Here is a 12,729-nt window from a genome sequence, read left to right as displayed (position 1 = left end):
AAGTCATCGAAGGAATGACGGCGTGCGGCTCGACCTGCTCCGTTCCACTGCGCACGATGTACACGCGCTCGCAGACTATGTCAGCCTGGCGGAACACGGCATAGTTACCGTGAGGGACGGCGTGCGCTGGCACCTGGTTGAGTCGCGACCCGGTCGATACGATTGGACCAGCGTGCTCCCGATGCTGCGTGCGGCTAACGCCTGCGGCGTGCAGGTCGTCTGGGACCTCTGCCATTATGGGTGGCCGGATCATATCGACATCTGGCGGCCTCAGTTCGTCGAAGCATTTGCGCGGTTTGCCGCGGCCACCGCTGAACTCGTCGCATCGGAAACCGACGAAACGCCGGTCTTCACCCTGATCAATGAAATTTCATTTTGGTCATGGTTCGGCGGCGAGGTCGGCGACATTCGCCCATCGACATCCGGCCGCGGGCTCGAACTGAAACATCAACTCATTCGAGCGACCATCGCTGCAACTGACGCGGTCCGGGCGGTAGTTCCAGGCGCGCGCTTCATCACAACCGACCCGTTGATCAACGTCGTCTCACGCCTGCCAGAACGCAAGGATGACGCCGAGCGTCATCGCTTGAGCCAGTATCAAGCGTTTGACATGATGACGGGCGAGCTCTGGCCTGGACTCGGAGGCGGGCAGGCCTACCTAGACATCGTCGGTTTGAACTATTACAGCTTCAACCAGTGGCTTATTGAAGGCGGCGAGCTCGGTCCAGGCGACCCAGCGTATCGATCATTGTCGGATATGTTTGAAGAAGTGTACCGTCGGTACAATCGCCCGCTAGTGATTGCCGAAACCGGTGCCGAAGGTGATATGCGGCGGCCATGGTTGTCGTTCGTGGCTGACCAGGCGTATCGAGCACGAGCGGCTGGCGTACCGGTCGAGGGACTGTGCCTGTATCCAATCGTCGACTATCCCGGCTGGAGTAACGACCGGCATTGCGAGACGGGACTGCTGGGTTATCCTACGGAAGTCCGGTCGGGCGTCGTACCGCCTGAACCGAGCCGACCTATCTTCCACCCGCTCGCAGAAGAACTCGCGTTGCAGCGACACCGGTTTGAAGAGCCGAGCGAGTGTCGTCCTTGCGCGAGGACGACAAAGGATTCACTCGACACGACATCGGAACTCGTCTTGATGCCGCAGCGTGCTGGCAGAAAATAACCCGGGTCACGGCCCCTTTCATCGGAAGCCCCCGACCGGCTTCATTTTTCGGCCTGCTCAGGTGCTGGTCCTTCGGCACGACCGCTCATTAGTTAGACGACATCGTGTCGTCTCCTCGGATGACTTCCACTGCAGCCGGTGCTTGTGCAGTCGACCGGAACGCGTCGTGAGATTCCTCTCCAACTCTTCATGTCAGTTCGGCCGGATCACATTCAAATAGCGGTCAACGGAACACGAAAAGTGCGGTGGTTCCTTTGTCAGTGGCTAGCATCCGTTGGCGTATCGCAAAGCTGCTGTGGCGGGCCCATGCCGCGAGAGTCGCATGGCGCCAATGCCTAATTTCGCCTTACAAAAATCGCCCAATCGCCACGCGACACTGTATAACGTACCGCACGCCACCTGCCCGTGCCACAGGTCGTTTTTTATGGCGCGGACGCCTTCTTCGAAGCCTTGCGGCGTGACCGAAGCATCCTGAGCCCGTGCGTTCGCAGGTCACTTGGAACTCGCATGTTCGTTTCTTCTGCAGTCCGCGAATGGTCGCGGCTCAGGCGGTTCAAATAAACGACGAGCGCTCCGCCGAGGAGCAGCAGGATCACCGTCATCACGATCACTTTGACACCATCAAGAATTGGCCGCGCGGCCTGCCGTAAATAGGGTCGCACATGAGACGGAAAAAGGGCCCCGAGAATTGGCGGCTTGGCAGTCTTTCGTCGCCACATCCGCCCATCGGCTCTTTCTCGCCCCATAAATGCGCAGATCGCCCAGTCGTCCGAGCGAGACGCCTTGTCACTTCCGGCTCGACCCGCTCGGGCTACGGGCGAATAGGAACAGCCCCGCTCCCACTACCGCCGCTGTCAAGCGTACAGGGTTCGCTCTCAGCAACTGCAGAAAGTGTGAAGCAGCAGGCGAGCGCAGGGTGTCGGACGTGCGTCCAACCGTGTTCAAACGTTTCGCGCTTGCGCAGGGCTGCGGATTCGACGGCGCAGAAACAGGCGACCCCCCCGCCCGGCCGGAAGTCAAAGTCTGGGGAACGGCATCTGCAGTAGCACCGCGGGTCTCCCCCGATTTCTTTGCCCTACCCCCTTCGTGTTCTTCGCCACGTTGTTCGACCCGTGATGCAGCCGCCTCTGCTCCGAGCAAGAGTACCGCGGCGGCAAAATACAGCCACATGAGTAAAACAGCCAATGATCCGGCTGCGCCGAACGCGCTTGCGGTCCCGGCGTGCGTGAGATAAAGCGCGAAAAGCTTCTTACCGACCGAGAAGAGAACCGCAGCGATGCTGCCGCCTACCAAGGCGTCGCGCCACGGCACATGACCGTCGGGCAGGTACTTCAATAGCGCAGCGAAAGCGCATGAGAGGATCAGTAGCGCGATCACAAACTGCGCGACGTCCGTGAGAATGACGAGGGGTGATGCGCCAAACGCCCACTTTCCCGCTGCCTGCACGGCAGTATCCAGGACCAGCGATATGACCAGCAAGAATGCGACGCCCATCACGAGCCCGAAGGAGATAAGGCGGACTTTGACGAGCGTCGTCACGCCGGACTTCGACTTGTCTTCAGACGGCCAGATGATCGAGAGAGCGGTGTTTAACGACGAGAACGTCGCGGAGGCGCCAACGGCTAACAACGCAAATGAAATCAGGGCCGCCAAGCCGCCGCCGCCGCTCTGATTGGCATGTTCCACGATCGCCTGAACGCTCGCCGCTGCATCTTTTCCCAGCATGCCACTGATCTGCCCAAATAGCTGGCCGCGTGCTGCTTCCGCTCCAAAGACAAGGCCGGCTACGGCGATCACCATAACGAGCGTCGGCGCGAGCGAAAACGCCGAGTAAAAAGCAATGCTGGCCGCCATCGGCGCACATCGATCCGCGGAGAAGCGTTTAAACATCCGGACCGGCCAAGCGCTTGCTCGGCTTATAAAAGACGGCGAGGTCATTGCAGGTCTCCGCTTAGGATTCCCCCACATATAGCATCGATGATGCCTAGTAGGAAACGCGGCCGCCGATCGATAGGATGCCGCGCAAAGAACACTGGTGTGCGAGCGCAGTTAGCGTGATGAACAAGCGTTCGCGATTCGCTGCTCGAGCATTCTGAGCGGCCCTATCCCCTACGGCGAGCGTTCTGCTGCAACGTTCGAGGGGACCAAATAAGCGGGGGCGATGCCGGTGGCACACGCATTGCTCGACGAACAGGACCGCGCGCTTGATGTCTGAACGCGAAGCGGTCCTGTTATCCAGCGGCGGTGCCGCATACGCCAGCGTACGTTCGTTGCGCTGAGACTCGAAGCACAAAGGACCGTAAGTGACGCCGAGGCGCTCCCCCGGCCGCTTCGAGCTGTACCTTCCATCACTTATTGCGTACACGGTGCCGCGATGGCCTGCGCGCGACCTCATGAAAAAAGGAGCCGTTGATGTTCATTCATAACAAACGCCTGCAATACACCGTCCGCGTTGCGACGCCGAACCCCGGCCTTGCCAATTTACTGCTCGAGCAGTTCGGTGGGCCACAAGGTGAACTCGCCGCCGCGTGCCGCTACTTCACTCAGGCGGTTGGCGAAGATGACCCTGGCCGTAAGGACCTGTTGTTCGACATCGCCACTGAAGAATTGAGCCACCTCGAAATCATCGGTTCGATTGTGGCGATGCTCAACAAGGGTGCGAAAGGTCAGTTGGCAGAAGGCGTCGAGCAAGAGGGGGAGCTTTACCGTTCGCTCACCGGGGCCGGCAATGACTCGCACATCACCTCGATTCTGTACGGCGGCGGCCCCCCACTGACGAACTCGGCAGGCGTGCCCTGGACTGCGGCTTACATCGATACGATCGGTGAACCCACCGCCGACTTGCGTTCCAATATCGCTGCTGAGGCCAGAGCGAAGATCGTCTACGAACGGCTTATCAACGTCACTGACGATCCGGGCATCAAGGACGCGCTCGGCTTTCTGATGACGCGTGAGATCGCGCACCAGAAGTCCTTCGAAAAAGCGCTGCATTCCATTCAGCCGAACTTTCCGCAAGGCAAGTTGCCAGGCAACCCCGAATTCACGAGCGTGTACTTCAACATGTCCAAGGGCGATGACGCCCGCGGTCCATGGAACGAAGGCGGCGACTGGGCATTCGTCGAGGACCCGCAGCCCGCCGTCGACGGTGGCGACGGAACGGCTACCGTCACGGTGTCCGAAGAGGACGTGCAGACACTGCAGTCGATGGCGTCGCGCACCGCATCCGATCCGACTGCCGATCCTACTACCGGCGCGGACCTTGGATCTGGCAAGGCCGTCTGACCGTCGGACAAGCGTCTGATAAGCAACCGCGCTCCGGGCGCGGTCACGCCCATCTAGCCAGGAGGACGTTGCGAATGCCCACTGTCATCGAAGGGAACCGTTTTAGGTCATCGCAACCCGGTTGACTGGATTGCAGGTGCACTGGTCACCATCGCTCAACTGGGGCTTGGTTAGACGGTGTCAGTTTGACCGTGGTGCAGCCCTATCTGGCACAGCCGCCCGCTTGCACGCATGGGCTACGTGCCGGTCGGGCACGCGGGCGCCTGTCTCCCCGTACGCGCTCATTTCGCTATGGGCTTGCGCGACACTAACGAACTGCAGGAGGTAGAAATGAACAGCGACCAAAAAGAAGGCATCAAGGAACAGATCAAGGGCTGGACCGACACTGCGATTGGTACCCTGACGGGAAATGAAGATCGCAAGCTAAAGGGCGACGTTGAGATCACGAATGGCGCCAACAGAAAAGACTACGGCGACCAGAAGGACAACATTGGCAAGGGTGTCGAAGAGCCGGGCGAGCCAACGAATCAGTGATTTTAAAGTCAGTGGTCTGTCACCTTGCGACAATGAGCGGGCAGAGCCCAACGCTTACAGAACTTCCTGATCATCCATACTACGGATGCGGCTCTATGCATAACGATGACAAGACGTCTACACGAACGCGCACGCCGCTAGATCCGCAACTGGAAAGCGCCCTGAGGAGGGTGTTCGGCTTCCCTAATCTGCGGCCCGGACAGGAAGAGGTCATCCGCAGTGTCCTTGAAGGACGCGATACACTGGCCATCATGCCAACGGGCGCGGGCAAATCTCTCTGCTATCAGTTGCCCGCGCTACATCTTGATGGCATGACACTGGTTGTATCGCCGCTGATATCGCTGATGCGCGATCAGGCCAGCAAGCTCATGGAAGGTGACATCGCAGCAACGGTCATCAACAGCACGCTGTCAGCAATCGAGGAGCGCGATGCGCTGCAGGCTATCGCGGACGGTGCGATTCGCATCCTGTTTGTCACACCCGAGCGCCTCGTTAGCAGTGAGTTCGTCACGATGCTCACGGCCGACGGCACGCCTGACGTGCCGCTCGTCGTCATCGACGAGGCACACTGCATCTCGCAATGGGGACACGACTTTCGTCCCGCGTACGTCGAGCTGATACATGCAGTGAAAAACATCGGGCACCCGCCTGTGCTTGCGCTAACCGCGACCGCGACACCTGCCGTCGGCGCGGACATCGTGCGCGAATTGCAAATGCGCGATGCAAACATTATTCATACCGGCGTCTATCGCGACAACTTGCACTTCGCCGTCGAACAGATGACAAATCTCGATGACCGGCGAAAGCGCGCGGTCGAACTGGCGAGAGCGGAGGAAGGCAGCGGCATCATCTATTGCGCGACCGTGGCCGAGTGCGAGACGCTGCATGCACTGCTCCTTGATGCAGACGTCCAAGCCGAGCGCTATCACGGCAAGCTGTCGGCCAAGGCCCGCTCGGAGGCACAAGACGCCTTCATGGAAAACCGCGCACGCGTGATGGTAGCAACGAACGCGTTCGGCATGGGCATCGACAAACAGGATATTCGCTTCATTATCCATGCGCAGATGCCGGGCAGCCTCGATGCGTACTATCAAGAAGCAGGCCGCGGCGGGCGCGACGGCGAAGCCGCGCGCTGCATTCTTCTGTTCGAGTTGAAAGACAGACAGGTCCAGCAGTTTTTCCTGGGCGGACGCTATCCAACTACGGAAACCATCCGCAAGGTGGCCGAAACGGTGCAGATGCTCGCGCGGGACAGCGAAAGCAAAGTCCTCGAAAAACCGCTTGAGCGGTTACGCCAAGCGTTGCCAAACGTAGGCATCAACAAGCTACGCGTAGCGACAACGCTGCTCAACGATATAAAAATGACCCGCCGCACGCGCAACGGTGGGTTGAAGCTCATCGACGACGGCGGCGCAATGGCGAAAATCGACGCGACCGCCGAACAATTCGCAGCGCGCGCCGAGCGCGACCAAGCGGTGCTTGACCGCATGATTACCTACGGGCAAAGCGCCCGCTGTAGATGGCGGATGTTGCTCGACTACTTCGCCACCGATGTCGCAGATGTCGTAGATGCGCGATCTCAAGCGTCATCAGGCGATCGAAAACCGATCGATGAACTCGGCGGCGAAAGCTGTGGCGTGTGCGACAACTGTATGCACCCGCCCACCGTGCAGGAGAGTCCGCGTGAAATCCAAGTGCCGGCGCACGCGCATGAGCTCACGCGCACCTTCGCGGTAGGCGACGTCGTCCGCGTGCGCCGTCATGGCGAAGGGACGGTAGAAATGGTCAGCGGCGATCGCGTCGCCGTGCGCTGTTCGGACGACGAGACGCGGACGTTCATCGCCCGCTATGTGAAGCGGGCTGCCACACCCGAGAAGATCAACGCTCTCGGAATTGAGGCGGAGCACTGCTTTGCTGAGCCCGCCCGGCGATAGCCTTTGTGCGAGACCATCGTTCACTGACACGGTTTGCCGCCAACTACGAAGCACGAAGGCGCGGGGCGGAGCGAACTGGAGCGTGGCTCCGACTGATGACAACGCACGGCGCCTGCTCTTACGTCGCGACGACTGCGACACGAGTTTCTCGTCGAAAGGACCGGTGTGTTTGACTACCGGGCCGAATCGACGCTCATTTTAAGACTTTTCCTAAATCGGCATTTACGAGGCTCTATGAATCGTCTGTCCCGCCAGAACCCCACCGTTGGGCGCGTCCTGCCGTCATTGGCGCTCGCCGCCGGTGCGCTTGCCTCGCTCGCAGTTTGGAACCTCTATCACGCACGAAAGGCGGAACGACGTAACCCACCCGTCGGTCGGTTTATCGAGGTCGACGGGGTGCGCCTGCACTATGTTGAAAAGGGTACCGGTCCTGCCGTTGTGCTCCTCCATGGCAACACCGTCGCGCTGCAAGACGGACTTTGTAGCGGTCTGTTCGATCTGCTGGCCGAACGGCATCGTGTCATTGCGTTCGATCGCCCCGGCTTTGGTTACAGTGAGCGGCCGCGCGACCGACTTTGGACGTCACAAGCGCAAGCTCAGCTTTTGCATGAGGCGCTCGACAAACTGAGCGTCGAGCAGCCCGTGGTACTCGGCCATTCGTGGGGCACGCTGGTGGCCCTCGACCTGGCGATGGATTTTCCTGCGGACGTGCGGGGCCTGGTTCTGGTTTCCGGCTATTACTACCCTAGCGCCCGACTGGACGTCGCGATCAGCGCGCCAGCGGCAGTCCCGCTCCTGGGCGATGCACTGCGTTATACGGTGTCTCCCCCCACCGCGCGGCTGTTGCTCAAGCGCACAGCAGAGGCGATGTTCGCGCCCACGCCTCTGCCCGAAGATTTCTTTGTTGCCATGCCTCGAGATTTCTTATCCCGTCCGCTCCAGATTCGTGCCGAGGCGGAGGACGCAGCGTTTATGATTCCGGCAGCGGCGCGGCTCCACAAACGCTATGCTGAGCTAGCGATGCCAGTCGCTATCTTCGGAGGTGCCGACGATAAGATCGTCGACGTGGAGGCCCATTCAGTCCGGCTGCACCAAGATGTCCCGCAGAGCGCGCTGAACGTTATTCCAGGTGCGGGCCACATGGTGCACTACGAAATTGCCGAACAGATCGAGCGTGCAATACGGCACATGACGCGCGCAGGAGACGGCACTCAAGGACGATTCGCTGTGGCGTCGTAGGTTGCAATCATTTGGGGCGCTGCGAAGAGCATTAATCGGCGACGTGCGCAGCGTTGAGGCGCGCCGCGCTCTGCACTGGACGGCGGCTCATGTCATTACTTCGCGCTTGGGGACGCCCCTCATTTTCCCGATCTGCTCCCTCTCTCAGAATCGTCCGTGGGTTTCGACCGACCAAGCAGCCGGCAGCGTCGGCTCACAGCGGTAGGCCCCATGGCTTGCGCATAAGCCGAGCAGTTCTGGCACGTGCGTCCGCGGGATATTTACAAACCAGCATCGCAATTGGCGTTGGAACAGTTCGTCGTCAAGCGCGTCGTAGGGATAATCAGACGTTTTCAGTAAAACCGATAGCCGCTCGGCGGCGAAACGTAGCCCCAGACACCTTTCGTTGGATGGCTGGAGACGATTGAGCGCCTTGACTAACTGGTTACGCGCCGATGCCCGAGTAACGGCCTGCAAAAGCATCTGCTGGAGAACATAGTAAAGCGGCGCTCGGGAATCCTCGGGGATCCGGGTAAGCAATGGGGTGAGTGTCGGCGCCGCGTCAGAAACGTCCTCCGCACCGACCATGACGCACCTCAGGCGTTCCCACTCGCGCTTTGAGAGGTTCTTGCGCTCAGCGTGCTCCGTCTGTCCGTTGGCTGTCTGAGAAGCCAGAAGAACCACATCGCCGTAGTCTTTCGCACCCTTCGCGCGATTCGCTCGAACCGACATGACGACCAGATTGCCTCGCGCGTAGGCGCCATCGTTATTGATGCGATCTATGGACCAGTCGCTGTCACATAACGCGCTGTGGGTCAGCGTCATCAAGGTAATCGGGCAGGTCTCGCAGTCGATTCTCTTGAGATACGCCGGGTCGACGTCAGCGCTCAGGATTCGACGTCGTTTGAAGGCGTTCACACGGAGCTGCAGCCATGTCGAGACGAACCGGTCGGGGCGGTGTTGAGCGACAAGGAAATGTTCGCGCCCGGCGGCATATCCGGTGAGAAGATCCAAGTCGTGGGCTGCCGCATCCATCGGTCGCCCAAACCGGGCGAAATCCCATCCAATATCAAAAGCGATGGTGCTCGCTTCATCCGGTGACATGGCTGGTTACCCTCCCAAAGCATGCTTCGACGGTGCAAGCGTCGGGTTTGCGAGTCTGCTTGCCCGATCTCTCACCCGGCGAGCCGTCACCGCATCGTCGAGTATTGCGCAATCAGGCTGGTGGCTATTCCACACCCTTCTTAGCCGCCAGCGCCTGCGCCATTTCCAGATGATGCTGGATCGTCGGCAGCGCCTTAGCGGCCGCTTTTTTCAGATCAGCATTCTGTCCCTCCTGAGCTTCCTTTTGGAAGGCCGCAATCGCCTTTTGATGCCCTTCGATACCAACGGACTTGATATAGGCCGTATCGAACGCCTTCCCCTTTAATGGTTTCAGCGCATCGAGCACTGCGGGGTCCGAATTGTCTTTGGGGACCGCGACACCGTGCGGGGCCGCCATCTTGAGCTCGACAGTCAGCTTAGTGTGATCGACCATCATGTGATGGGCGAAGTCTTTGACGTCCTTGTCTTGCGACTGCTTCGTGGCGAGTTTCGCGGTATCAATTTCGGTCGAACTGGATTCCGATGCGGCCTGCACGAACGCCTTGTCGACCGGAGGGAGTTCGTTGGCTTGCGTCGTGCTCGCAGCCTGGGTTTGAGCAAACCCGGATGAAAAAGCGCCAAGTAACGCAACGCTCAACGTTGCACGGATAGTCAGATTTCGCTTCACGGCACGCTCCTTCAATTTTGTGTCGGTATCGTATGTGAGCAACCGGTGTGCCGGAGCTGCCCCTGGGTCCGATGCCGGCCGCGTCCCGCTCGGCTGATCCGCCGGCACGGCCGATGCTGTGCAAGCTTGTGCGAACGCCGGACCGGCTCGTTTCCCTCCACACCGACGCAACCAGACAGGCAAGCTCATGAACAACGCCGAGTCCAATCCCACTCAGGCGCAACAGAGGGAGATCCAGGCCAAGACGCCTTCGGCGACACCGGCAACGGAGACCGCCCGCGCCGATCCCGACGTTATGGCACGAGATCACGTGGGAGCGAATCCACCACCGACCTCATATCAGACCGGAGCAAGAGACGGAGATACGCTGCCGCCGATCGATCTGAATGCTTCGACTTCAGCATCGCCGGATCCACTCCAACGGGCCAAGTCTCGTATCGTCTCAGTAGACAATGCCAATATGGAGGCGTCCGATGACACCGTGGACACGGACGGCAAAGGGCTCGAGGCGAAACGGGATCTGCCAATACAGCACGATAACGTAGTCGGCACGAACGCAACGCTCGTCAACAACGTACCGGCACCTGCAATAGGGCTGGGTGGCATTGACAGCCGAAGGGAAGGCAATCGACCATCGATCCAACTGCGAGCGGGCTGGACCATGGACTACCACGGATGCATCGAGACACTGACACGCAATGGCGGACGCGTCGAGCATCTTATCTCCATTGTGCGGAGGGACTCGTGATTCCACGCGTTTGCCATTTCTATAAAGTCCCGCGCTGGCAACCGGGTCCTAGCTTCATGGACGCGCTCCGCGCGCCGATGGTCTTATCCATTGTCGCGAGCCTTGTCGGGTGTGCGCCGTCCGGTGATCCCGGACGTCGAGCGGTGGAGCAGGACAGCCAGGCCTATCGATGCGCCGGGTTCAACCCTGTCGCCGACGAAACGAGCTTTCCCTCAGATGTCGAACTTGCCAGTAGGACGCTCCAGCATTCGCCCGCTTGCTCCGAAGCGACGACGGGCCTGACATCGGGCCATAAGCCATGAAGAGCTTGCCGAAGAAGCGTCCACGAAGCCTGATATTGAGCCCTGCGTACGATTGAACGATGTACGGCGCGTGGATTCGCGTGCTCAGCAACAAATTGCAGTAACGACAGACAGGAGGCGGCGTGCGTGCGACCCTAACAATCCGTGGATGCGGCGTCCCGCCGATCGAACCAGCCGATGTTCTCGCACTCATGGCGGCCGAGGGCCTTGTCTGCAGCCAGGACACCGGCCCGCGGCGTCTCGAATTCGTCTGCTATGGTCAAGCCGCTGCGTTTCGCAGGTTCGCGTCAAGCGCATTGATGCTGTCGGGCGTCACTTCAGTCACGTTGCAGCGAACCGATTGTACCGAGCAACGCAGCCCCAGCGCATCGAATTAGTAGTTTTACTAGCCATCTTCGTCTCGGCCGAGGGGTGAGCGACTCTCTGTCTGCGTTGGGCGCTTTCCTGTTCAGCCGGTTCTCTGCACTCGGCGACCGTGCAACCGCACGGTTACTACGCATGCTTTAGCCAGTAAGCGGCATCAGGTCGCGCTGCCACGTTCGCGAGTCATCGCTGGTCCTGTTCGGTTCGGTCGGCGTGCTGCTCGGGCGCGTGTACGAGGTGATAAAAATGGTGCTCGAGACGCGACAGCGCGTATTGCGCGGCTGCATGCCTGACTTCATTGCGGTCGCCGTCAAACACTTTAGTCTCAGTCGCACTGACAATCTCGCCACTTCGCAATTTGAACGACCATCCAAAGCACTGGGTTCCGGGCGTGGGAACACTCCCAGCGTTGCCGTCCGCAACGCCGGTGTTGGAAACCGATACGTCTGCGCAACACGCTTCGAGTCTCAGCGCGCCTTCGGACATCTCGCGTGCGACCTCCTCGCTTGTCAGGCCATATCGGTTCATTGTTTCTTCCTGAACGTCTAGAAAGCCGGCTTTTCCGGAAGGCGAATACGTGATGAAGCCCACGTCCAGGCAAGCGCCGCTGCCCGGAACTGACGAGATCAACGATGCGATGAAACCAGCCGTGCACGACTCGGCCGTAGCGAGCTTCAATCCTCTGGAACTCAGGAACGACACCACTTGCATCGGAATGTCCATGTTCGCCTCTTGTCTTAGGCCGATTAGTGTTAGCGATAAGCAATCCGTAATCCCGAGGACAGCTTCCAAGAATCCGAACAAACAAGCGGGTCAAACTTGGTGGATTAAGCTGCCGATGAAAAAGGCCGTTCTGTGGTCCGTGGACGAGCCGCGGAGATAACTCGCCTGCCTTCAGCCGCATCTTTCGACAGTCACGGTCAGCGACGTCGGTCCTACCCTGTGCGCATCCTTTCTTAATGGCATCGGGTTCTCGCTCGGTAGCTCCGCTAGGATTCGCCGCGTGCAGGATAGCTGCGGGGGCCGATGAATCCACGCATCGGCTCCAGGAGGAACAAGTCAAGCAGTCGAACCGAAACGGCTTTGGCGGCCCGGGACTGCGGTGCAGACGCGATGCGCCTCCTAGGAAGCGCTCGCCCGCGTCGCTGGGCACCGTGTCCCGCTTTTGCGCAACGGTTGCCCCGTCAGACACCGGCTTTTCGCGTGGTTGAGACGCCGAGAAACGCGCGGTTCTGATCGGTTCGAGTACCTCGTTCTGATGCCCCATAAGCTAGCGCGCAGCGCGTCAGCGAGTGCGCCGTCGCCGACGGTTTCTCCGCCTCCTCCGCGACAACATTAGGGCCCCCTGCGGGAGGCAGGCACGACCCGCTCGTCGGTTGTTCATCAACCCAAGATACGCGCAC

Annotated in this window: 10 protein-coding genes; 6 read left to right on the top strand and 4 right to left on the bottom strand. The window is 59.9% G+C overall.

The annotated features are described in order from the left end of the window. The first annotated feature begins 22 nt into the window (after nucleotides 1-22). Nucleotides 23-1,174: a beta-glucosidase gene (locus AWB77_RS21595; protein ID WP_208601542.1), complete on the top strand. Its 1,152-nt coding sequence runs from the start codon at nucleotides 23-25 to the stop codon at nucleotides 1,172-1,174. A gap of 786 nt (nucleotides 1,175-1,960) precedes the next feature. Here AWB77_RS21595 and AWB77_RS21590 read toward each other — a convergent pair. Beyond that, complete coding sequence (locus AWB77_RS21590; protein ID WP_061136473.1) at nucleotides 1,961-3,112, bottom strand: YihY/virulence factor BrkB family protein; 1,152 nt, start codon at nucleotides 3,110-3,112, stop codon at nucleotides 1,961-1,963. Between the two features lie 474 nt (nucleotides 3,113-3,586). Between AWB77_RS21590 and AWB77_RS21585 the strand changes: the two genes are divergently transcribed. The 4 genes from AWB77_RS21585 (at nucleotide 3,587) to AWB77_RS21570 (ending at nucleotide 8,163) form a co-directional block, all read left to right on the top strand. Then, nucleotides 3,587-4,456 (top strand): manganese catalase family protein, encoded by an 870-nt coding sequence (locus tag AWB77_RS21585; protein WP_061136472.1) that lies wholly within the window; start codon nucleotides 3,587-3,589, stop codon nucleotides 4,454-4,456. A gap of 330 nt (nucleotides 4,457-4,786) precedes the next feature. After that, the gene (locus AWB77_RS21580; RefSeq protein ID WP_061136580.1) at nucleotides 4,787-4,990 is read left to right on the top strand and encodes a CsbD family protein; all 204 of its coding nucleotides are present in this window, start codon (nucleotides 4,787-4,789) and stop codon (nucleotides 4,988-4,990) included. Between the two features lie 95 nt (nucleotides 4,991-5,085). Beyond that, entirely contained in the window at nucleotides 5,086-6,924 is a 1,839-nt protein-coding gene (locus AWB77_RS21575) for a RecQ family ATP-dependent DNA helicase (RefSeq protein WP_082852708.1), read from the top strand. 234 nt (nucleotides 6,925-7,158) lie between these two features. Continuing rightward, complete coding sequence (locus AWB77_RS21570; RefSeq protein ID WP_061136471.1) at nucleotides 7,159-8,163, top strand: alpha/beta fold hydrolase; 1,005 nt, start codon at nucleotides 7,159-7,161, stop codon at nucleotides 8,161-8,163. A 144-nt stretch (nucleotides 8,164-8,307) separates the two neighbouring features. On the opposite strand, the gene AWB77_RS21565 is transcribed toward AWB77_RS21570, so the two are convergent. Together AWB77_RS21565 and AWB77_RS21560 are read right to left on the bottom strand one after the other, a co-directional pair. After that, nucleotides 8,308-9,246 (bottom strand): hypothetical protein, encoded by a 939-nt coding sequence (locus AWB77_RS21565; RefSeq protein ID WP_157694861.1) that lies wholly within the window; start codon nucleotides 9,244-9,246, stop codon nucleotides 8,308-8,310. 124 nt (nucleotides 9,247-9,370) lie between these two features. Beyond that, nucleotides 9,371-9,901 carry a DUF4142 domain-containing protein gene (locus tag AWB77_RS21560; protein ID WP_061136579.1) on the bottom strand — a complete coding sequence of 177 codons (531 nt, stop codon included), beginning with the start codon at nucleotides 9,899-9,901 and terminating at the stop codon, nucleotides 9,371-9,373. 199 nt (nucleotides 9,902-10,100) lie between these two features. Between AWB77_RS21560 and AWB77_RS21555 the strand changes: the two genes are divergently transcribed. Then, nucleotides 10,101-10,661: a DUF3005 domain-containing protein gene (locus AWB77_RS21555; RefSeq protein WP_061136469.1), complete on the top strand. Its 561-nt coding sequence runs from the start codon at nucleotides 10,101-10,103 to the stop codon at nucleotides 10,659-10,661. Between the two features lie 848 nt (nucleotides 10,662-11,509). On the opposite strand, the gene AWB77_RS21550 is transcribed toward AWB77_RS21555, so the two are convergent. Beyond that, nucleotides 11,510-12,049 carry a CinA family protein gene (locus AWB77_RS21550; protein WP_061136468.1) on the bottom strand — a complete coding sequence of 180 codons (540 nt, stop codon included), beginning with the start codon at nucleotides 12,047-12,049 and terminating at the stop codon, nucleotides 11,510-11,512. Between the last annotated feature and the right edge of the window lie 680 nt (nucleotides 12,050-12,729).

Source organism: Caballeronia fortuita, from assembly GCF_001544835.2.
GTDB classification, from domain to species: domain Bacteria; phylum Pseudomonadota; class Gammaproteobacteria; order Burkholderiales; family Burkholderiaceae; genus Caballeronia; species Caballeronia fortuita.
Note: the sequence above shows the minus strand (reverse complement) of the source record. Positions and strands in the feature narration are given on the sequence as shown.

What these genes read in the sequence shown, in the direction of transcription:
- AWB77_RS21590 (WP_061136473.1), bottom strand. Translation starts at nt 3,112, where the DNA reads ATGACCTCGCCGTCTTTTATAAGCCGAGCAAGCGCTTGGCCGGTCCGG.
- AWB77_RS21585 (WP_061136472.1), top strand. Translation starts at nt 3,587, where the DNA reads ATGTTCATTCATAACAAACGCCTGCAATACACCGTCCGCGTTGCGACG.
- AWB77_RS21580 (WP_061136580.1), top strand. Translation starts at nt 4,787, where the DNA reads ATGAACAGCGACCAAAAAGAAGGCATCAAGGAACAGATCAAGGGCTGG.
- AWB77_RS21575 (WP_082852708.1), top strand. Translation starts at nt 5,086, where the DNA reads ATGCATAACGATGACAAGACGTCTACACGAACGCGCACGCCGCTAGAT.
- AWB77_RS21570 (WP_061136471.1), top strand. Translation starts at nt 7,159, where the DNA reads ATGAATCGTCTGTCCCGCCAGAACCCCACCGTTGGGCGCGTCCTGCCG.
- AWB77_RS21565 (WP_157694861.1), bottom strand. Translation starts at nt 9,246, where the DNA reads ATGTCACCGGATGAAGCGAGCACCATCGCTTTTGATATTGGATGGGAT.
- AWB77_RS21555 (WP_061136469.1), top strand. Translation starts at nt 10,101, where the DNA reads ATGAACAACGCCGAGTCCAATCCCACTCAGGCGCAACAGAGGGAGATC.
- AWB77_RS21550 (WP_061136468.1), bottom strand. Translation starts at nt 12,049, where the DNA reads ATGGACATTCCGATGCAAGTGGTGTCGTTCCTGAGTTCCAGAGGATTG.